This window comes from Bradyrhizobium sp. BRP56 (assembly GCF_020194035.1).
Taxonomy (GTDB): domain Bacteria; phylum Pseudomonadota; class Alphaproteobacteria; order Rhizobiales; family Xanthobacteraceae; genus Bradyrhizobium; species Bradyrhizobium australafricanum.
Map to the genome: position 1 here is coordinate 14,678 of NZ_JADYVV010000011.1, position 17,698 is coordinate 32,375.

The following is a 17,698-nucleotide window of genomic DNA, read 5'->3' on the forward strand; positions in this document are numbered from 1 at the left end:
ACGCGAACGGGCGCTGATGTCTCGAACTGACGATCGGATCAGTAGTAGCGGCGCAGCACCGGATGGCCGTAGCGGCCGTAGCGATAGCCGTAGTGCGAACGATAGCCGTAGTGATGGCGGTAGCCGTAGTGACGGTAGCCATAGCGGCGATAGCCGTAATACGGGCGGCCGTAGCCTTCGCGGTAGTACGGGCGCGGTGCCCAGTTGCCCGGACCGGTGTAGGTCGGTCCCTGGTTGACGTAATAGTACTGCTGCGCCGCGCTGGGATAAACGGCATCCGGGTCGGGCAGACGTTCGACTGCGCCGTAACCGTAACCGCCATAGTAGCCACCGCCGCAACCACCGCAGCCGTAATTCACGACGGGCGCGGAATAGCCGCAAGGGTTGAAACCGCACGCCATTGCGGGCGCGGCCAGCATGACGGCCACCGCCGCAATCAGTCCTTTGATCATTTGACGCATTACTCTCTCCTGTAGGTCTCTCTGTTCGTCGCGTAGCTCTTGATGGCTATTCAGGACCCCCGTTTCGCGGGGCTCTTGATTTCGGGCAGTCGATTTCAGAATCCTCGGGGTCGCGGTGGCCGCGGGAACGGGCGCGGCAGCGGCCGCGGCCCGTTGAACTCCGGCGCGTAGATCACCGGCGGCGGATCGACCGGCACGTTGGACTGTGCCGGCAGCGGAGCCGATTCCGCACCCCACGATTGATGATAGCTCTCGGCCGGCTTGGGCAGGCGGCGGTTGGCCGGCGGCTCGATCTCGAGACGGCCGTAACCCGGCATGCGGCCGAGGCTCGGATAATAGTGGCCGACATTCGGCTGGGGGTCGATCGGGCGGCCGCCATAGACGGTCGGCACCATCGACTCGTTGCGGGCGAGCCCCATCGCGCTTTCGACCACGGCATAGGACGCGTCGACGCCGTTAATGATGATCGGCACGCCGGGCCGCACCGGCACGACAATGTCGAAGCCGCCGCCGGCCAGCGCCGTCGAGCTCATCGCAACCAATATCGCCAGCGCAAGACTTGCGCGCATGTTCACCCAGCGTCCCGAATTGTTCCACCACAACCTAATCCAACGGCTTGGCGGAAGGGTTAAGGACGCCGGCCAAACCGCCGGTAAGCCTAACGCGTAAGCATCGGCATCCGGTCAATGCGGCCGTGCGGAATCAGAAATCGTTAACGGGCGGCCGGGAGCATGAGCCGGAAAAGTGCGAAGCGGATTTCCCTCGCGACAAACGCGGGACGCGTTTGCGCGGAGATCATGCTCAAACAAAGAGCCGCCCACCCGTCAGGTGAAGGCGTTCTCGATGATCGCGTGGACGCCGATCGCGATCGTGACCGCGCCGACCGCCATTTGCAGGCCGCGATTGGCCCAGGTCAGCCAGCGTGCCGAAGCTGCAAGCGGCACCGCGATCACGCTGGACAGCACGCCCATGCCGATCATCGAGCCGATGCCGAACAGCGCGACATAGCCGAGCCCGATCACCGGACTTGGGGCCTGCGACACCGTGAGCACCAGGAGCGCCGCCGAGCCGGCCATGCCGTGCATCAGGCCGACCAGGAGCGTGCGCCAGCGGAAGCCGTGCGCATGGCTGTGCGCGGCGCGGACGTGCGGCACGGTGGACGCACGCACCACGATGGACGCAAGCGCCACGGTGGACGCGGCTTCACTGGCGTGGCTGTGGGCGTGGAAGTGCGTGGTGCCGTCGCCGTGCGAATGGGTGTGGAAGTGCACGCGGTCGCGCCACAGCCGCCACCACACATGCGCGCCGAGACCGACCAGCATGATACCGACCGCGGTCTCGATCGGCTGTGCGACCGTTTCCGGGATCGCGCGCCCGAGCAGGATTGCGGCGCCGGCAAAGATGAACAGAGTGAGCGTGTGGCCAAGCCCCCAGGTCAACCCGTGCTTGACGATGTCACCGACATGGCTGCGGCGGGCCGCGATGCTCGATACCGCCGCGATATGATCCGGCTCCAGCGCATGCTGCATGCCGAGCAGAAAGCCAAGACTCAAGATTCCGAACATCAATCCCCCGCGTCGGCACCGACATCAGTCCGTTCACCGCTGTACACGCAATTCTCGTCAAAGGCAGCATGCTCCGGAACGCATCATGCGCACGAACCTGCAGAACTTCACACTGCTTTGAACACGGGGCAAGGCCGCGCTGGAACAGGCACGGCACCGCGAAATTAGCTCTCGACGACGAGAGGAGATTTCGCATGACACAATTCAAAATCCTCGGCGCAGCAGCCCTGCTCGCCTCGGCGCTGGCGAGCCCGGCGATGGCGCAACAGACGATCGGCACCCCCGCGCGCTGCTCGAACGCCTGGCCGGACGCCCGATGCCAGGCGATGGCACCGGCCACCACCCGCACCGCCTATCACCAGCGCATCGGTCGGCCGGACCAAGGCTGGCAGAGCAGCTACAACCGCTATGACCCCGGCCCGTTCGCGCCTGTCGACGCCGCGGCCCGCGTGGCCGGTGGTGTCGTCGGCGGCGCGGTCGGCACGGCGGCTGCGGTCGCCACCGCCCCGTTTGGCGGCCCCGACTATGCCCGCGCCCCGATCGGCGGCGCCGAATATGCGCGGCAGAACGGCTTTGTCTGCACCCCCGGCACCTGGTTCCGCGGCAGCGACGGCCGCCAGCATCCCTGCCAGTAGCTCAGCTGATTAGGCCGACGGCGCAAAAGGCGGCCCGCGGGCCGCCTTTTGCTGTCGGGCCGATGCGGGGGCGCGATCGCTTCTCGCCTGCTCGGTTCAAGCCTTGGTTCTGGCTCTGGCGCGCCAAGTCTGCTATTCGAGCGCGCAAATCATTCCCAATTCGCCGGCTTAGCTCAGCGGTAGAGCAGCAGTTTTGTAAACTGAAGGTCGGGGGTTCAATCCCCTCAGCCGGCACCAATTGGCTTGGATTTTCGGTGCTGTTTTGGCCGTGGCGACACAGCTTCAGTCCGCCGAGATCGACCGCCGACCACAGCAGCCACGCCAGCTCGCAGGCGAATACGGCAGTTCCGAGCATGGGGAAGCGTGCTTCGACGCTGCAGCGCTGTCCAGAGCATGCTTCTTCGATGCCGACGCCGAAGCAGTCCGCTGCTGCAAATCCCTCGATGATCCCGTGAACGCCGACCGTCCTGCGGCCGATGCTGCCTTCAAACCGAAGTGCCTGGGCATCGCGTCCTCCATCAGATATGCGCGGCCTACGCCGCGTCGTTCCCGGCTGCGATTCGAACACGTCGTCGCGGTTCAATCAAAGCGCTTCGCCTGATTGCCCACAATGTACAAAGCGAGCCGTAGTATTCCGGTTGTCAGGAGTGCCGCATCGTCGATCGCGGAAAGCCGCTGCGACACCTCTTGGCAGGAATCGTGGGATCCTTCCCGTAGGATCACCCATCCCTCGCCTTGCTTCTGTTCTTGCGGCCCCAAACGGGGTATGCAGAATGCGGGGTGGGACTCTGCCAATGACCTATTTGATCCTTGCCCGAGATGGCACCAGCCGAATCGTGCTGAAGCGCGACAGCGAAGACGCGGCCGAGAAGAAGGCTCGCGAGCTGAAGGAGATGGGCTGGTTCGAAGTCGAGGTCCGCGAGGACAAGACGGCGCCGGTCACGTCGGCTCCCCCGGCGGATCGTCCACCGACGCTGCAATGACGCTTTGATGAACCTTTGCCGGGTGGCCCTTACAGATATGTGAGGAGCCGCCACCATGTCCGACACAGCACATTACCGCTTCCAATCCGATCAGGCGCGACGGCTGGCCCGGCAGGTGACCGACGCCGCGGTGCGCGACAAGTTGCTCGAAATGGCCGAGGAATATGGCCGCTACGCCGACCTGATCGAGGCCCGCAGCATCGAGCAGGTACCCGCTGCGGTAGCGGCCCATTAGGCTGGCTCCCGCGCCGTTCCGGACGGCTCACCGGTTCGTCCTCTCCTGATGCTCGTTCTCAAGGTGAGGCCAAATCCGCTCGACAACGCCCTGAGGATTTGTTCGGAACATTATGCCCTTTCACGCGATTTTCCTCGCATGAGGGTCCGCGAATCCGACCGCAATTTGCTGCTTCTGGGCACGTTCACGCTGCTCAGCATGGCCGCGGCCGGCCTCGTCGCCCTGCTCGATCCGGCGCCCGCGCCGGCGAACCCCGCGCCTCGTCCGGCCGCGAATCAAGCGTCGACATCGGATCAGGGACCGGCCCAGACCCCGGTCCGGATCGTCGGTACTCCGTTCGTCCCGAACACCAATCCCCGTCAGCGCTGACCGCCCACACCCGCGCGGCGTGTCACAATTATGTCACCGCGCCTACCAAACAGCCGTCTTCGTCAACCATCATGATGGCGAGCGCTTGATTCCGCACGGTTGCTTTGCTGGAATCCGCGCGCTCAGGGTGCGCCATGAAGTGGATGAAAGAACGCGATCTCCTGATCGCGCAGACAATGGCTTTCGTACAGTCGGTGAAGGGCAAGCTGCCCGACGCCGAGCTGCCGGCGCCTGCCCCACGGACGGCGATGCCGCCTGCCGCCCAGCCGACCGCCACGCCGCCTGCCGCTACACCTGCCCCCGCCGCGTTGCCGATCGCCGCTGAACAGGCCTTGGCCGAGGCGGTCGCCACGCTCAGCGTCAAGGCTGAGGTGCGGGCTGCGGTCGTGCCGCCTCCCCTTCCGGTGCCGACCGTGCTCGAGGGCCTGCCCCCCGCTCCGTCGCCTTTGGCGGTGACGGTCGTCGAAGTCCCGCCTCAACCGGCGCAGCTGCCGCACTTTGCCCGGCTCGACATCAGCGGCGACTTCGGATCCGAGGTGCGGGAGCGGGTTGCCAATTTCCGCGCCCAGCAGCAGCGCTTCCTGAAGGAGCGCGAGGAATATTGCACCACGACCATGGCCAAGGTCCGCGCCGCGATCAACGAGCTGCCGCGCTCGGGCAAGTAACGCAGCCCCATTAGACCCCGGACCGTGCGTTGGGCATCAGCCGCGCGCGCCCGATTTCACCGGCTCGGTCAGGAAGCGTCCGCTCGATCGCGTCAACGCCGGCTCCTCCACTGCATCGAGGGCAGGCTGCTTTCCTTCCAGCATGGATCGCAAGCCGGCGATCGCCTTCGTCATGCGTTCGGCATATTTCACCGCGGCGCCGTCGACGAACTCTCGATCCTTTGGTTTCGGTTTGGCGACCCGCAGCTCCAGATGCGTCATTCCGTTTGGACCGTCCAGAACGGCGCGAGTCATTACGATCCGCGGCGCGCCGGGAATCGGAAGCGTGATGCCCACCGTGAAATAATCGGTCGGGCGCCAATCGAGCATCTCCTCAACGACGGTATGGTTGCCGTGCATACAGTGGTTCCTGGTGCCGGGACCGCGTCGTCCCTTGCCGGAATCCTCGACGATGGTGTCGGCGTCCCACCATTTCTGCCATTGCCCGGGCACGGTGAAAAACTCCCACACCGTCTGCCGCGGCGCGGCGATGTCGAATTCCAGCATGACGTAGGCGTCGTCGCGCGTCACCTGCATCCGGGTTTGCGCGTCTTCCTGCCGCCACGCCGCTTCGAGATCGCGCGCCCACAGCGTCACGTCGCCGATGACGTCGATGGTTTCGCGATGGGCGATGAGACCCTGGGCGACCGGATCGACACCCATCGCGCGGATGGCCGCGTCGCTGTAGAGCGCGTAGGCGCGTCCGCCAACCTTCTCGCTCACCGTGTTCTTGAGCAGCCGGTGGACCAGAATGACGTCGCGCCCGGCGAGCTCCTCCCTGCCGCCCATCTTCTGCTTCACCATCTCGCCATGATGGATAACGAACTTGAAATCGAGATCGCCCATCGCGACGCAGGCCTGACACTCGCAAGTCGAGGCCTGGCGCACGTTGCGCAGGCGCCGGCGGAATTTGAAATAGGCGCCCTCGATGGCGTCCTGCAGCAGCGAGCCGTCGATTGCTTCGGCGGTGGTGTAGACGAACGCGGCGTCGCCTTCGAACTTGGCGAGGCGGAATGGCGGGCGCAGCGCTTTCACCACCGTATCCATGAAATCGGCGATGATGTCCTGCGCATGGTCGAGCTCGACCGCCGCGAGGAAGTTGGTGTAGCCGGAGATGTCGGCAATCGCGAAATAGGCCGCTTCAGCCTTCGGAAGCATGGGGACCTCCTGCGCAACCGGTTCATGCCCAATCGTGCGGATGCGCAGTCTGTCATATCGCGCCGCCCGAGGTCGAGGACCAAAGCAACCCTGGGCGTGCGCTAGCGGCCGCCGATCTTCTCCAGCACCGGCAGCAGGTGCGTGAGAAACTCGCCCGGATTCTCGCTCATCGGGAAATGGCCGAGGCCCTTCATGATGGTGGCCTCGGCTCCGGCAATGCTGTTCGCCACCGCCAGCGTCTCTTCCGGCGTGCAGGAATAGTCGTATTCGCCCGACAGCAGAAACAGCGGGCAGCGGCTCGTATCGATCTCGGCGACACGGGCGCGGATGTCGCCGTCGACCTTGTAGAAATAGAGGTCGCCCTTGAACACGCCGGGCCCGCTCTGCATGTAGTGCCACAGTGTCTCCCACCGCTCCTTGTCGGGCGCGTCGGGGCCGACGAGGCCCGAGACGATGGCGGCGGCGACCTCGCCGCCATGCACGTCCGGCCGGTGCAGGAAGTTCAGGTCGTAATAGGGATCGACATGTGCGCCGGCCTGCAGGCCGATGATGGCGCGGAAGCGCTCGGGATGCTCGAGCGCGAGATGCAGCGCGATCCGGCCGCCGATCGAGCAGCCGATCACGATCGGTCTGTCGAGGTCGAGCGCGTCCATCACCGCCAGGATCATGGTCGTGTATTGCGCGGAGGTGAGCTGGTACTCCTCGTCGTGCCAGCCCTGCGGCGGCGACGACTTGCCGTGCCAGGGCATGTCGAAGGCGATGACGCGATGGTTGCGCGTCACGCGCGCATCGTTCATCAGGCCGCGATATTGCCGCCCGTCGGCGCCCGCGGTGTGCAGGCAGAGCAGCGGCGTGCCCTCGCCCGCCTCCTCGACATAGATGCGGTGGGCCCGGCCGAACAGCTCCAGATGCATGTAACGGCCGACGATCGGTTCGAACCTGGCGCTCATGCGGCCACTCCCTCGCGGCGCAGCTTGCCGAGCGCCTCCTTGAAGTAGCGCAGGTTCGCCATGAAGATCTGCAGCTCGCCCTCGGCCTTCAGCACCCGGCGCTTGATCAGCGCCATCAGGTCGTTCGAGCCCGGCGGCGGCCGCTTTTCGCAGAACCGGTCCCACTCCGCCTGCGAGGTGCGCAGCGCGAACGACGACGAGGGCATCACGAACGGCCCCTTCGTGACCGCGACGATCCGGCCCTCATGGATCGCGATCAGCCAGGCGGCCGCGCCGATCTCGAGCAGGAATGTCGTGGTGAGATAGCGGCCGCGCCGCACCAGGCCGGCGTCGCCGTTGACCCGTTCCTTCAGCGTGTCGATCATACCGGCTCCCCCGATCGCGGCCCGTCCGCGCAGGGCGCGGCGGGCGCTTGTTCTGCCGGCAATGATGGGAGGAATGCCGGTGCCGTCAATCGCCAGCGGCGCCGCGCGGCTCCGGCGTTTTCGCGTGGCCGCTACATACAGATTTTGGCGAGAGCCGGGAGAATCTAAAGCCAGGACCAGACCAGCGCCACGTTGGCGGCGCAGGCCGCAAGCAGCGCAATCGCAAGCGCGAGCTGCACGCGTTCGTAAGGGGGCTGGTGGATCGCTCTCATGGGCCGGAGCATCCGGCGATTCTACCCGGAGAGTCCCGGGGATTCTTTTTCCGGGGGTTTACCACCCGTTAAGGACTCAAGGCTCCTCCGCGAAAGGGCCGAAATGACTCATATTTTCAGATACTTGCCGGAAATGCTCGCTCACGGTTCCGTGATCGGAACGGCGATATTGCCTGAAACCCAAAACGGGGGCTGGCGTTGTCGGTTGTTTGGGGAACGACGAATGCCGTACGCGCTGTTTTATCAGGACGCCAAGCTGAGCAAGGCCTACCCGACCGAGGCGGATGTCTGGACGCTGGCCAGGAAATCCGGCCTGGTGGTGGATGCCATCTCCGAGGAGAAGTCCGCGCCGCGCCCGGTGCTGGATAACGATTACGAAATACGGCCCTGTCAGCTCGAGCCGAACGAGGATCCGGCCAAGAACAAGGCCGATGCCGATCGCGAAGCGCGCCTGGAGCCGCGATTGAACTAATCAGACGGTAGGCTGGCCGGCGCGCAGCGGCAGGCCGGGAATGCAATGGGTGCCGTCGCGCCCCGCGCCTATGGCATTGCCGTCGCCAGCGAGGCCTGTTCGGCGGCGAGCGAAACGCAAATCTTCCGCCGATGCAGACCCCGGATCGCGCCGGTCACCTTGAGCACCTTGCCGGCCGAGCAGGACGCGTCCTGCACGAACACGACCTCGTAAGGCGCGAGCGCCAGGGGTTCGGATTTGAGGATGGTCTGGGCAAGGCACGGCACGGAGACCGCAGAGAGGATCAGCCCTAACGCAAAACTACGCATGTTCGTTTGTCCACCAGCCCGGCGATCGCATAATAGCGCAGCACGATGAAAGTTCCGTGCAATGCAGGAATTATTTTTTGCATTGCACGATCAGGCCTGAACATCAGGTGAATGTGGGGTCGTAGCCCGGATGGAGCGGAGCGAAATCCGGGACTTCGTTCGTCGGATCGGCTGCCACGGATTACGCTGCGCTCCATCCATCCGAGCTACGGTTCACCGCATCCGTCGTCATTCCGGGGCGAGCGGCTGGCCAACAAAAAAGGCCGACCCGAAGGCCGGCCTTTCGATTGATGCGATGAAGCCGCGATCAGTAGCGGGAGCCGACCGGGCCACCCCAGCCGAAGCGGTAGTTGACCCCGAGCTTGACGGTGTGCTCGTCGTTCCGGAAGCTCGTGCCGACGAGGTCGGCCGGGCCGCTGGTGAAGTTGGTCTTGCCGAAATTGTAGTACTGGTATTCGGCCTTCGCCGACCAGTTCGGGGCGAACATGTATTCGAGGCCCGCGCCGACCGTGTAGCCGTCCTTGTGGCCGCCATCGGTGGTGAAGGACGCCGGCACGCCGCCGACCGACGCGGTGATGTTGTTGTTGTCGCGCCAGGCATAACCGCCCTTGGCGTAGAGCAGCGCCGGACCCCAGGTGTAGCCGAGGCGGCCGGTCACCGAACCGATCTGGTCGGTGTTGCCGGTCACCAGCGTTCCGCCCGGGAGCAGCACGCCATTGTTCGAGGAGCTGGGCAGCCAGGAATACTGCGCCTCGGCGCCCATCACCCAGTTCGGGGCGAACTGATAGTCGAAGCCGCCCTGCACGCCACCCATGAAGCGCGCGTCGCTGCCCATCAGGTCGTTGCCGTCGGTGAACGCGCCACCGACATGGCCGCCGATATAGAAACCGGTCCAGTTGTAGACGACGGCGGGGGCGGTATAGGGCGGCGGTGCCTTGGTATAGGTGCGGGCCGGCATGTCAGCCGCAAACGCAGGGCCCGCAAGGGCGGCCAGCGCGACTGTGCCGAGCAAAAACTTCTTCATTTCTGATCCCCGTTACTAACGCTGCGCTGTTAAGCCAAACAACGTGACCTCAATTAGGTTGCTTTGGGGCAATGCCGCACCCGTGATGTTTCCGAGCTGTGACAGGGTCGCAACAACGCCCGTTTGTTCCCTGGCACAGAAGGTTTTTTTCACCGGTTAAGCAGCCGCATCTCGGCTGGATGTAAGTCGCAGACGGCTAAAGTGAAGTTCAGCGCTCCCCGAAAAGTGATCGGAGTTCGCTAACGTTTCGATCAGGCTTGCGACAAGCCGCCGCGCAGAAGCGCGATCAGATCGCGCTTCTGCCTCTTGTTCGGGCATGATCTTTTCGGAAAAACCGCTTCACACTTTTCCGGATCATGCCTTAGCGCGGCATCTTTTCCAGTTCCGGAAATGCCGCGTAGGACGCGCCGGCGCAAGGCTCGGCGGGGTTGTCGAGGATGCGGTCGAGCCGGCCGTCGACAAACAGGACACCGCGCTCCCGGGCGGGGCGGTAATTGCCGTCGGTATCCTTCGCGCTGTAGCGCAGGCACACGACGTAGCGCAGCCGGCCGCCGACCGTGCGCTGCGCCGGATCGGCGATAGCAGCCTCGCGGACCCCGACCGGATTGTTCAGGTAGGTCCGCATGAAGGCTACGATCTGGTCGCGATAGCGGTCCGGGAACGGCTGATTGGCGACGCCCCGGTCATCGGTGAAGGTGGTCGGCCCGCCGCCGTCGTCGCTGGTGAGGCAGCCGGCGAGCGGAAGCGAGAGCAGCAGGACGGCTGCCAGTTGTGATGAAATCCGCAAACGACGCTGTTCCCTGTGTCCCCGGAGGCGTCTCATAAACTGCCGGGCGGCCGAAGGGAATTCGCAACTCGGTTATTCCTCGCCCGGGTTCACAACCGGAGCCGGACGCACTCCGGCCCGTCGCCATTGGGGAAGCAATGGACGGACGGGCCGGTTCTGCATCCAAAAGGCGCAGCGGGGCAATGTGGATCGAAACTACGCCCCTCGGATCAGATTCAACCGCGCTTGGGTCAGCCGCGTTTGGCCGGCGCGACGTGCTTGGTCGCGACCTTCGCGTGGACGTGCTTGGTCGCATGCTTCGGCGACTTCACCTTCAGCATGCCCATGTGCTTGTGGTGGCGGTGATGGCGATAGTGCTTGTGGTGCATCTTGGCGTTGGCGTTGCGCACCTTCGACGGCAGCTGCTCGCTCTTGATCACGGGAGCGGCCTTGGTTGCCGGGGCAGTCGTGGTCGCCGGCGCGGGCGTTGCGGCTTTGCCGGTCTCGGCGGCGAGCGCGGGCGCTGCGATCACGGACATGGCGAGCAGCGCGGCGGAAATCGTCTTCAGCATGATGGTCCTCCTCGTCGGGATCGAGAGGTCTCCGGCCGGATGGTCGGCCTCACCGATCAATGCACGTGACCTTATGGGCCGCGCACTGAACCCGTTCTGAAGGACCCTGACGGACTTCATTCATGTGCATGACATCTCTGTCATGTTCTCCTCTCGGGCGGAAAAGCAGGATCACGCAATCGTGGGATCGGCCGGGAATGTTCTGCACCCTTGGGTGTTCAAGTCATCAGGCTTCGGTGTAGGATTACCGAGCACGATCAGGAACGATCAGGAGCAACCAGGAATGAGCAGGAAGACGAAGTTTTTGGGCCTCGCAGTGCTCTCGATGACGCTCGCCTCCGGGCCGGTCATCTCGGCCTATGCCGCGGGCAGCGACAATCCCTCGCCGCCGGCTTCCGATAGCGGCAGCAGCAAGGGCAAGAAGGCGAAGAAGGACAAGAGCTCCGCGATCGACGATCAGAAGTTCCTGGCCGGCTATCGCGCCGCCTACACCACGATCTACGACAAGAACGACTATACCGCCGCGATCGAGCAGCTGAAGGCGCTCGGCCAGGATGATCGCGCCGACGTCGCCAACCTGATCGGCTACTCCTATCGCAAGCTCGGCGACTACAAGGTCTCGCAGATCTGGTACGAGCGCGCGCTGAAGGCCGACCCGGCCCACGTGCGCACCTGGCAGTATTACGGCCTCTGGCAGGTCGAACAGGGCAACCGCGATCAGGCGCAGTACCACCTGAACCGCATCGCCCAGCTCGCCGGCACCAACAGCGACGAATATCGCTCGCTCGCCGCAGCGCTGGAGAAGCCCCCGGGCACCGGCCTGGTTTACTGAGTTAAGGCAGCCGCTTCCTGCATCGAGCCGGCGTGGTCACAACGACTGCGCCGGCTTTTTGCTGCGCCGTAGGATGGCTAGAGCGCAGCGAAACCCATCCTGCTTCCGCGCGGATCAGAGGTGATAGGTATCGCTTCGCTCCACCCATCCCACGGATCAGCATAATCGTTACCGATGGAGATTACGGATAATGCTCGAGGCGACGATCGGGCTTTTGCGGGCGACTCGCCCCCACTGTGTTGCCCGCGGCGCCGGCATCCGGCTTGGCCGGACGCGCGGCCTTCTCGACCGGCGGCCCGCTGTTGCCGGTCTTCTTGGCGCTGTTCAGCGCCTCGCCGGTGGTGGTCACGTTGGCGGCCTGCCCGACCGCCGAGCCGGCCGAAGGGCCGGAGCTTTGCGCCAACACGGTTCCCGATAGCACCAATGCCGCCATCAGTATTGCCGCGTTGATTGTCATGGAGGGGGCCTTCTGTGCGCACGAATGATGCACAGCAACGCGCCGCTGCCACGGACGTTCCCATGGAGTCATGATTTAAGGTAAATGCGCGGCAAATTTCCGCCCTGGCGCGGCCTGTCGCAGGAAGCACCGGGCGTTTGCGGCTTCCTCAGCCGTGCACCGCTGACGGGCTGCGTAGCGCCGCCTCGCGATACTCGGCCCATGCCTGCCGCAGGATTTGCACCGACGAGGTGAGGAATATCGTCGCCATCACGGTGGCGACGGCAAGGTCAGGCCAGGCCGAGACCGATCCCCACACGCCGAGAGCGGCCGCCATCACGATGAGGTTTCCGATCGCGTCGTTGCGCGAGCAGAGCCAGACCGAGCGGACATTGGCGTCGCCGTCCTTGTACGGCAGCAGAAGCAGAACCGAGCCTAGATTGGCCGCGAGTGCCAACGCGCCGATGGCGCCCATCACCTCGGCTTTCGGCACGCCGAGCACGAACGTCTGGTAGACGGTCGAGCCGAACACCCACAGCGCCATCAGGCTCAGCGACGCGCCCTTCAACAGCGCGGCGGAGGCGCGCACACGCAGGCTGGCGCCGATCACCGCAAGGCTCAGTCCATAGGTGACCGTATCGGCAAGGAAGTCGAGCGCATCGGCCTTGAGCGCCTGCGATCCGGCAAGCTGACCCGCGATCATCTCGGTCAGGAACATCGCGCCATTGATGCCGATGACCGTCCAGAGCACGCGCCTGTAGCGCGGATCGAGACCGTCAAAGACGGGAACGCCGCCCGAGCAGCCGCACGAATCGGCCGCGCGATCGCGATCCCCTGCCTGGATGCGAGCCTTGATCGGCAGCGTCAGCGGCGGCGGTGCGCAGCATTCGGTCGTCTTCTGCTCGCAGCAATCGTTCATGGCTCGTCCTTCCAGACGACAGGATAAGGCCAGCCGCGCAACGCATTCAAGCCGATCCATCCGGAACAGCTCCGGCGATCATGCGTCGCGGGTTCAAGGGCTGCCGGCTGCGTTTAGCCGACAGCCCAACCTGCTGATGCGGGCCCTCACCTCGCCTTCTGGATCGCGGTGACGGTGTAGCCGCCGTCGCCCTCCTGGGCCTCGAACCGGACCTTGTCGCCGACCTTGACCTGCTTCAGCAGCGCCGGATCCTTGACCCGGTAAACCATCGTCATCGGCTCGTCCATGCCAAGGCTCTTGGCCGGACCGTGTTTGAGCGTGATCTTGCCCGCACCCTCGTCGATCTTCTTGACCTCGCCGTTGATCGCGGCGGCCTGCGCGAGCGCCGCGCCCAAGGTCAGAGCCAGCGCGAACGCGCCGGCGCCGGCAAGTTGGATCATCCTGTTCATCATTGTTGTGCTTTCTTTCATTGCTGGTTTCATTTCACGATGACGCGGCCGGTCATCCCGTAGTCGCGGTGATCCGGGATCAGGCAGGAATATTCAAACGTTCCGGCCTTGGTGAACTTCCAGACGATCTCCGCACTCTTCTTCGGTGCGAGGCGAACGCCGTTCGGATCGTCATGCTCCATGTGCGGATGCTTCTTCATCACTTCGGCATGCTTCAGATTCTCTTCGGTGGTCGCGAGCAGGAATTCATGATCCTCGGTGCCGGCGTTGCGGATCACGAAGCGGATCTGCTCGCCGCGCTTGACCTCGATGCGGAACGGCGTGAACTCCATCTCCTTCATCTCGACCTCGACCGTGCGTGAGGGCTTGCTCGGATCGCCGGGCTCGCCGGCCGAATAGGATTCATGGCCGTGCTTCTCGTGACCGCGCGACGGCACTGCGGTGACGGACAGCGCAATCAGCACGATCCCGATGCTGGTGAGTTGCTTCACTGGATTCTCCATTCTGTGTTTGATGCTTGTCGTTTGGTGAGTGGGCTGGATCCGCTACATCTTCATTCCCTTCATCGATGGCTTGGCTTTTCGCCCGGGCGCCGCCGGCGGCTGGCGCGCGGGCTCGGCGGCGGGCGCCTCGATCTCATAGGCAACCGTGCCCGGCGGATATTTGTACGGTCCGGGGTCGGCGTAATCGTCGCGGCCGAGCCCCTCGCGGATCTTCATCACCGTGAACATGCCGCCCATCTCGATCGGCCCGAATTGTCCGGTGCCGGTCATCATCGGCAGCGTGTTGTCGGGCGCGGGCATCTCCATGTTGCCCATCGCCATGCCGGTCGATCCCATCACCATGGCGTCGGGCGCGAGCTTGCCGACCGCCTTGGCCAGATCCTGGCGCGACACGCCGATGAAGTTTCTGACGTCGTGGCCCATCGCGTTCATGGTGTGGTGCGACTTGTGGCAGTGGAACGCCCAGTCGCCCGGATTGTCGGCGAGCATGTCGAACGCCCTGACCGCGCCGACCGGCACGTCGGTCGTGGTCTCCGGATACTGCGCGCTCTCCGGCACCCAGCCGCCGTCGGTGCAGGTCACCGCGAAATTATGCCCGTGCACATGGATCGGATGGTTGGTCATGGTCAGGTTGCCGATCCGCACGCGGATCCTGTCGCCGAGCCGGATCGGCATCGGATCGATGCCGGGATAGACGCGGCTGTTCCAGGTCCACATGTTGAAGTCGGTCATCTCATTGACCTTCGGCAGATAGGTGCCGGGGTCGATCAGGTAGCTGCTCATGATGAAGACGAAATCGCGATCGACGGGACGGAACGCAGGATCGCGCGGGTGCACGATGAACATGCCCATCATGCCCATCGCCATCTGCACCATCTCGTCGGAATGCGGGTGGTACATGAAGGTCCCGCTGTGCTTCATCTCGAACTCGTAGACGAAGGTCTTGCCCGGCTTGATGTGCGGCTGGTTGAGCCCGCCCACGCCGTCCATGCCTGACGGCACGATCATGCCATGCCAGTGCACCGTGGTGTGCTCCGGCAGTTTGTTGGTGACGAAGATGCGGACCTTGTCGCCCTCGACCGCCTCGATGGTCGGTCCCGGAGCCTGGCCGTTATAGCCCCAGAGATTGGCCTTCATGCCGTCGGCGAATTCGCGCACCACGGGCTCGGCGACGAGATGGAATTCCTTCCAGTCGCCGTTCATCCGCCCCGGCAGCGACCAGCCATTGAGCGTGACGACCGGCCGGTAGTCCGGCCCGCTGGCGGGATGCAGCGGCGGCTGCATCACCGCCTTGTCCATGGTCGGTGCTTCGGGAATGGCGGCGGCCTGGACGCGGCCGCTGACCGCGCTTGCCGTGACCAGCGCCGCGCTGCCCAGAAATCCTCGTCGTGAAAACATGTGCTGCTCCATTCAATGACCGCCACCGGCCGCGGGCTGCGCGGCCGAGGCGATGGAAGACGGTGTCGATGCTGCGCCGGCCGAGCCGCCGCCGTTGATCGCGGTCTGCAGCTCGGATTGCGCCAGAAGGAAGTCGCGCCTGGCGTCGATCGCCGCGCGCAGCGAGGCGAGCCGCTGCCGCGCTTCGGTCAGCAGCGCGAACACGTCGACCTGCATGCTGGAGAAGCGCAGCTGCATCTCCTCGGTGATGATCTGCCGCAACGGCAGCACCTCGCGCTGGTAATGGCGCGCGATGTCGTAGGTCGAGCGGTAGACGCGGTAGGCGTCGCGCGCCTCGGAGCGGACGTTGATCGCCTTCTCGGTCAGGCGGTTCATCGCCTGGCGGTAGATCTCCGCCGCCTGGCGCACGCGCACCTCGCCGCCGTCGAAGATCGGAATCTGGAACTGGACGTCGAAGCCGCGCTCCCTGAACGGCGGGGCTTCGGGATCGTGCGTACGCTTGTCGATGCCGGCGACATCGAGCAGCGTGACGAAACGCGTCGCCTCGGTGAGATCGAGCGCCTTGGCGAGCGCGACGATTTCCATCCGCGCGATCTGCAGATCGACGCGATGGCCGACCGCGGCGATCTCGATCGACGGCTGTTCCAATGGCCGCTTCGGCAGCAATGGCAACTTGCCGGGGATTCGGAAGCCGAGATCGCCGTCCCACAATCCGAGCAGGCGCGCCAGCCGCTCGCGCGAACTCGCCGCATTCTGCCGCGCGCTGGCGAGGTCGGCGGTGATCTCGGCGTAGAACACCTGCTCGCGGGCCTGGTCGAGCTTGTTCATGCCGCCGGTCTCGCCGAGCTTTTTCGCGAGCTGCGCGGTCGACTCCGCGGTCGCCTTCGCATCCGTCAGCAGCGCGACCGTCTCGTTCGCGGCCACCGCCGCGACATGGCTGCGCCGCACCTCGGCGGCAAGCCGCAAGGTGGCGAGCGCGGCCTTGAGCTGCGCCTGGCGGAAGCGCTCGCGCGCGATCTCGGAGCGGGCCGGCAGCGTCGCCAGCGCGAGGATGTCGCCGACCACCTGCCGCTCGACCTCGCTGGCGCCGTTGCCGCTGATGCGGGAGACCGAGAAGGTCGGGTTCGGCGGCAGGCTGTCGGCGACGTAATCGGTCTCCGCCAGCGCCAGTTCGTTATAGGCGGCCTGCAGCCCCTTGTTGTTCAAGAGCGCAACCTGCACGGCGGCATCCGCCGTCAAATTGCGCGCGAGCAGCCGCTTCACCGTGGCGTCGACGGTCGCGGCCTCGTCTCCGCTGCGAACGAAGGCGACGTCCTTGCCGATCGCCTGCTCGGTCACCTCGGAGACGACCCCCATGCCGGTGTCGGGCGAGAACGACGCGCATCCCGCAAGCGCGGATGACGCAAGCAGCAGGATCGGCACAGTGATCCGATGTCGCATGGCGCCCTCCTACTGTTCCGGCTTGGCCGGCGGCGTCACGCCGTCATTGCGCTCGCGCCAGGGCTGCGGCGTCGACGGACGCAGGCTGCTGTAGGGCGCGATCGTCGAGCGGTAGCCGACGGCGGCCATCCCCGCCGCCGGATTTGCCGGATCGCCTGCGACGGCGACCGGCCGGCCGTCGGCCATGCAGCCGGCGAGCGGTGCAGATGCGAGGATGGCGGCGGCCATCCGCGGCAGCAATGTGGGTGGCGCGCGCCAGCCGAGCCTGTTGCCAAGCCTGGTGGCCACGGCGGCGAGCCTCGCCCCGAGATGCGAATACATGGATCTGTCCCGATCATCAGATGAGCAACAGGCATGCGCACGCGAGCGCGCGGCGCAGCCACGATGTCAGCGAGGATCAGGCGATGGGAGGACGATAGCGCCGCGCCGGCGCCTCGCTGCGCAGGCCCTGACAGGCCTCGGCGAGACGGGTCGCGATCGGATGCAAGGGACCGGCGACGAACGGCAGGTCGGCCGGCAGCGCCGACACGCACATCAGCGCGCAGCACGGCCCCGGCGAACTCTTGCCGTCGTGGCTATGCTTGGCAGGCGCAGCAGCGTTGTCGGCCGTGTGGTGCCCATGCATGCCGCCATGATCGTGCACAACACCTTCGGTATGCACCATCGGCATTGACGCCGCGTGAACATGCGCCGCGGCGGCGGGCTGCACCTCATCGGTCAGGCACGGAAACGGCGCCCCGAATGCGAGTGCGAAGGACGGCGCGAGCACGCAAAACAGATAGGCCAGGATGATGGAACATCCCGCCCGCACCCGCCCCGACCTCGTCAACCGCACCAACACCCGCTTCGCGTCTCCGATGGCCCGCACGCTAACGATAAATC

General features: G+C 65.2%; 26 protein-coding genes and 1 tRNA gene. 9 read left to right on the forward strand and 18 right to left on the reverse strand.

Annotated elements, in window-relative coordinates:
- Positions 1-38: 38 nt before the first annotated feature.
- The 3 genes from I6F38_RS10165 to I6F38_RS10175 form a co-directional block, all read right to left on the reverse strand.
- Complete coding sequence (locus I6F38_RS10165) at positions 39-461, reverse strand: hypothetical protein (protein WP_225160202.1); 423 nt, start codon at positions 459-461, stop codon at positions 39-41.
- 95 nt (positions 462-556) lie between these two features.
- Entirely contained in the window at positions 557-1,030 is a 474-nt protein-coding gene (locus I6F38_RS10170) for a hypothetical protein (protein WP_225160203.1), read from the reverse strand.
- A gap of 255 nt (positions 1,031-1,285) precedes the next feature.
- A complete protein-coding gene (locus I6F38_RS10175; protein WP_225160204.1) occupies positions 1,286-2,026 on the reverse strand; it encodes an urease accessory protein in 741 nt (246 codons plus the stop codon).
- A 194-nt stretch (positions 2,027-2,220) separates the two neighbouring features.
- Here I6F38_RS10175 and I6F38_RS10180 point away from each other — a divergent pair, with 194 nt between their 5' ends.
- The 7 genes from I6F38_RS10180 to I6F38_RS10210 all read left to right on the forward strand — a co-directional run bounded on the left by I6F38_RS10180 (position 2,221) and on the right by I6F38_RS10210 (position 4,913).
- On the forward strand, positions 2,221-2,661 hold the full coding sequence (locus I6F38_RS10180; protein ID WP_225160205.1) for a hypothetical protein: 441 nt from the start codon (positions 2,221-2,223) through the stop codon (positions 2,659-2,661).
- A 162-nt stretch (positions 2,662-2,823) separates the two neighbouring features.
- Positions 2,824-2,898: transfer RNA gene (locus I6F38_RS10185), tRNA-Thr, on the forward strand.
- 1 nt (position 2,899) lies between these two features.
- Positions 2,900-3,262 carry a hypothetical protein gene (locus I6F38_RS10190; protein WP_225160206.1) on the forward strand — a complete coding sequence of 121 codons (363 nt, stop codon included), beginning with the start codon at positions 2,900-2,902 and terminating at the stop codon, positions 3,260-3,262.
- 193 nt (positions 3,263-3,455) lie between these two features.
- Positions 3,456-3,644, forward strand: a complete 189-nt coding sequence (locus tag I6F38_RS10195) for a hypothetical protein (RefSeq protein ID WP_057019624.1) — start codon at positions 3,456-3,458, stop codon at positions 3,642-3,644.
- A gap of 55 nt (positions 3,645-3,699) precedes the next feature.
- Entirely contained in the window at positions 3,700-3,879 is a 180-nt protein-coding gene (locus I6F38_RS10200; protein WP_141339738.1) for a hypothetical protein, read from the forward strand.
- Positions 3,880-3,927: 48 nt separating this feature from the next.
- Positions 3,928-4,248, forward strand: a complete 321-nt coding sequence (locus I6F38_RS10205; protein WP_225160207.1) for a hypothetical protein — start codon at positions 3,928-3,930, stop codon at positions 4,246-4,248.
- A gap of 134 nt (positions 4,249-4,382) precedes the next feature.
- Positions 4,383-4,913, forward strand: coding sequence for a hypothetical protein (locus I6F38_RS10210; protein WP_225160208.1), 531 nt, complete (start codon positions 4,383-4,385; stop codon positions 4,911-4,913).
- 36 nt (positions 4,914-4,949) lie between these two features.
- Here I6F38_RS10210 and I6F38_RS10215 read toward each other — a convergent pair whose 3' ends face one another.
- The 3 genes from I6F38_RS10215 to I6F38_RS10225 all read right to left on the reverse strand — a co-directional run bounded on the left by I6F38_RS10215 (position 4,950) and on the right by I6F38_RS10225 (position 7,425).
- Complete coding sequence (locus tag I6F38_RS10215; RefSeq protein WP_225160209.1) at positions 4,950-6,110, reverse strand: DUF2652 domain-containing protein; 1,161 nt, start codon at positions 6,108-6,110, stop codon at positions 4,950-4,952.
- A gap of 101 nt (positions 6,111-6,211) precedes the next feature.
- Positions 6,212-7,060 carry an alpha/beta hydrolase gene (locus tag I6F38_RS10220; RefSeq protein WP_225160210.1) on the reverse strand — a complete coding sequence of 283 codons (849 nt, stop codon included), beginning with the start codon at positions 7,058-7,060 and terminating at the stop codon, positions 6,212-6,214.
- A complete protein-coding gene (locus I6F38_RS10225) occupies positions 7,057-7,425 on the reverse strand; it encodes a hypothetical protein (RefSeq protein WP_063790153.1) in 369 nt (122 codons plus the stop codon). Before I6F38_RS10225 ends, I6F38_RS10220 begins: the two co-directional genes overlap by 4 nt.
- 495 nt (positions 7,426-7,920) lie before the next feature.
- On the opposite strand from I6F38_RS10225, the gene I6F38_RS10230 reads away from it, so the two are divergent.
- Positions 7,921-8,169: a hypothetical protein gene (locus I6F38_RS10230; RefSeq protein ID WP_016843366.1), complete on the forward strand. Its 249-nt coding sequence runs from the start codon at positions 7,921-7,923 to the stop codon at positions 8,167-8,169.
- A gap of 68 nt (positions 8,170-8,237) precedes the next feature.
- Here the strand turns inward: I6F38_RS10230 and I6F38_RS10235 are convergent, their stop codons facing one another.
- From I6F38_RS10235 to I6F38_RS10250, 4 genes are all read right to left on the reverse strand, one after another.
- Positions 8,238-8,477, reverse strand: coding sequence for a DUF6719 family protein (locus tag I6F38_RS10235; protein ID WP_028342644.1), 240 nt, complete (start codon positions 8,475-8,477; stop codon positions 8,238-8,240).
- Between the two features lie 307 nt (positions 8,478-8,784).
- Complete coding sequence (locus tag I6F38_RS10240; RefSeq protein ID WP_225160211.1) at positions 8,785-9,501, reverse strand: outer membrane protein; 717 nt, start codon at positions 9,499-9,501, stop codon at positions 8,785-8,787.
- Positions 9,502-9,862: 361 nt separating this feature from the next.
- Entirely contained in the window at positions 9,863-10,288 is a 426-nt protein-coding gene (locus I6F38_RS10245; protein WP_225160212.1) for a hypothetical protein, read from the reverse strand.
- A gap of 230 nt (positions 10,289-10,518) precedes the next feature.
- Entirely contained in the window at positions 10,519-10,839 is a 321-nt protein-coding gene (locus tag I6F38_RS10250) for a hypothetical protein (RefSeq protein WP_225160213.1), read from the reverse strand.
- Between the two features lie 283 nt (positions 10,840-11,122).
- On the opposite strand from I6F38_RS10250, the gene I6F38_RS10255 reads away from it, so the two are divergent.
- The gene (locus I6F38_RS10255; protein ID WP_225160214.1) at positions 11,123-11,671 is read left to right on the forward strand and encodes a tetratricopeptide repeat protein; all 549 of its coding nucleotides are present in this window, start codon (positions 11,123-11,125) and stop codon (positions 11,669-11,671) included.
- A gap of 181 nt (positions 11,672-11,852) precedes the next feature.
- On the opposite strand, the gene I6F38_RS10260 is transcribed toward I6F38_RS10255, so the two are convergent.
- From I6F38_RS10260 to I6F38_RS10295, 8 genes are all read right to left on the reverse strand, one after another.
- Complete coding sequence (locus I6F38_RS10260) at positions 11,853-12,128, reverse strand: hypothetical protein (protein WP_225160215.1); 276 nt, start codon at positions 12,126-12,128, stop codon at positions 11,853-11,855.
- A 148-nt stretch (positions 12,129-12,276) separates the two neighbouring features.
- Positions 12,277-13,026 carry a cation transporter gene (locus tag I6F38_RS10265; protein ID WP_225160216.1) on the reverse strand — a complete coding sequence of 250 codons (750 nt, stop codon included), beginning with the start codon at positions 13,024-13,026 and terminating at the stop codon, positions 12,277-12,279.
- A gap of 146 nt (positions 13,027-13,172) precedes the next feature.
- On the reverse strand, positions 13,173-13,475 hold the full coding sequence (locus tag I6F38_RS10270; RefSeq protein WP_225160299.1) for a copper-binding protein: 303 nt from the start codon (positions 13,473-13,475) through the stop codon (positions 13,173-13,175).
- Between the two features lie 29 nt (positions 13,476-13,504).
- Entirely contained in the window at positions 13,505-13,978 is a 474-nt protein-coding gene (locus tag I6F38_RS10275; RefSeq protein WP_028335355.1) for a cupredoxin family protein, read from the reverse strand.
- A 42-nt stretch (positions 13,979-14,020) separates the two neighbouring features.
- Positions 14,021-15,376, reverse strand: coding sequence for a copper oxidase (locus I6F38_RS10280; RefSeq protein ID WP_225160217.1), 1,356 nt, complete (start codon positions 15,374-15,376; stop codon positions 14,021-14,023).
- 12 nt (positions 15,377-15,388) lie between these two features.
- Positions 15,389-16,816: a TolC family protein gene (locus I6F38_RS10285; protein WP_225160218.1), complete on the reverse strand. Its 1,428-nt coding sequence runs from the start codon at positions 16,814-16,816 to the stop codon at positions 15,389-15,391.
- Between the two features lie 9 nt (positions 16,817-16,825).
- Positions 16,826-17,137: a hypothetical protein gene (locus I6F38_RS10290; protein WP_225160219.1), complete on the reverse strand. Its 312-nt coding sequence runs from the start codon at positions 17,135-17,137 to the stop codon at positions 16,826-16,828.
- 76 nt (positions 17,138-17,213) lie between these two features.
- Entirely contained in the window at positions 17,214-17,657 is a 444-nt protein-coding gene (locus I6F38_RS10295; protein ID WP_225160220.1) for a hypothetical protein, read from the reverse strand.
- Between the last annotated feature and the right edge of the window lie 41 nt (positions 17,658-17,698).

What these genes read in the sequence shown, in the direction of transcription:
- I6F38_RS10290 (WP_225160219.1), bottom strand. Translation starts at nt 17,137, where the DNA reads ATGTATTCGCATCTCGGGGCGAGGCTCGCCGCCGTGGCCACCAGGCTT.
- I6F38_RS10180 (WP_225160205.1), top strand. Translation starts at nt 2,221, where the DNA reads ATGACACAATTCAAAATCCTCGGCGCAGCAGCCCTGCTCGCCTCGGCG.
- I6F38_RS10260 (WP_225160215.1), bottom strand. Translation starts at nt 12,128, where the DNA reads ATGACAATCAACGCGGCAATACTGATGGCGGCATTGGTGCTATCGGGA.
- I6F38_RS10165 (WP_225160202.1), bottom strand. Translation starts at nt 461, where the DNA reads ATGCGTCAAATGATCAAAGGACTGATTGCGGCGGTGGCCGTCATGCTG.
- I6F38_RS10255 (WP_225160214.1), top strand. Translation starts at nt 11,123, where the DNA reads ATGAGCAGGAAGACGAAGTTTTTGGGCCTCGCAGTGCTCTCGATGACG.
- I6F38_RS10235 (WP_028342644.1), bottom strand. Translation starts at nt 8,477, where the DNA reads ATGCGTAGTTTTGCGTTAGGGCTGATCCTCTCTGCGGTCTCCGTGCCG.
- I6F38_RS10270 (WP_225160299.1), bottom strand. Translation starts at nt 13,475, where the DNA reads ATGAACAGGATGATCCAACTTGCCGGCGCCGGCGCGTTCGCGCTGGCT.
- I6F38_RS10200 (WP_141339738.1), top strand. Translation starts at nt 3,700, where the DNA reads ATGTCCGACACAGCACATTACCGCTTCCAATCCGATCAGGCGCGACGG.
- I6F38_RS10170 (WP_225160203.1), bottom strand. Translation starts at nt 1,030, where the DNA reads ATGCGCGCAAGTCTTGCGCTGGCGATATTGGTTGCGATGAGCTCGACG.
- I6F38_RS10220 (WP_225160210.1), bottom strand. Translation starts at nt 7,060, where the DNA reads ATGAGCGCCAGGTTCGAACCGATCGTCGGCCGTTACATGCATCTGGAG.
- I6F38_RS10240 (WP_225160211.1), bottom strand. Translation starts at nt 9,501, where the DNA reads ATGAAGAAGTTTTTGCTCGGCACAGTCGCGCTGGCCGCCCTTGCGGGC.
- I6F38_RS10275 (WP_028335355.1), bottom strand. Translation starts at nt 13,978, where the DNA reads ATGGAGAATCCAGTGAAGCAACTCACCAGCATCGGGATCGTGCTGATT.
- I6F38_RS10195 (WP_057019624.1), top strand. Translation starts at nt 3,456, where the DNA reads ATGACCTATTTGATCCTTGCCCGAGATGGCACCAGCCGAATCGTGCTG.
- I6F38_RS10210 (WP_225160208.1), top strand. Translation starts at nt 4,383, where the DNA reads ATGAAGTGGATGAAAGAACGCGATCTCCTGATCGCGCAGACAATGGCT.
- I6F38_RS10265 (WP_225160216.1), bottom strand. Translation starts at nt 13,026, where the DNA reads ATGAACGATTGCTGCGAGCAGAAGACGACCGAATGCTGCGCACCGCCG.
- I6F38_RS10225 (WP_063790153.1), bottom strand. Translation starts at nt 7,425, where the DNA reads ATGATCGACACGCTGAAGGAACGGGTCAACGGCGACGCCGGCCTGGTG.
- I6F38_RS10250 (WP_225160213.1), bottom strand. Translation starts at nt 10,839, where the DNA reads ATGCTGAAGACGATTTCCGCCGCGCTGCTCGCCATGTCCGTGATCGCA.
- I6F38_RS10205 (WP_225160207.1), top strand. Translation starts at nt 3,928, where the DNA reads ATGCTCGTTCTCAAGGTGAGGCCAAATCCGCTCGACAACGCCCTGAGG.
- I6F38_RS10285 (WP_225160218.1), bottom strand. Translation starts at nt 16,816, where the DNA reads ATGCGACATCGGATCACTGTGCCGATCCTGCTGCTTGCGTCATCCGCG.
- I6F38_RS10230 (WP_016843366.1), top strand. Translation starts at nt 7,921, where the DNA reads ATGCCGTACGCGCTGTTTTATCAGGACGCCAAGCTGAGCAAGGCCTAC.
- I6F38_RS10175 (WP_225160204.1), bottom strand. Translation starts at nt 2,026, where the DNA reads ATGTTCGGAATCTTGAGTCTTGGCTTTCTGCTCGGCATGCAGCATGCG.
- I6F38_RS10215 (WP_225160209.1), bottom strand. Translation starts at nt 6,110, where the DNA reads ATGCTTCCGAAGGCTGAAGCGGCCTATTTCGCGATTGCCGACATCTCC.
- I6F38_RS10280 (WP_225160217.1), bottom strand. Translation starts at nt 15,376, where the DNA reads ATGTTTTCACGACGAGGATTTCTGGGCAGCGCGGCGCTGGTCACGGCA.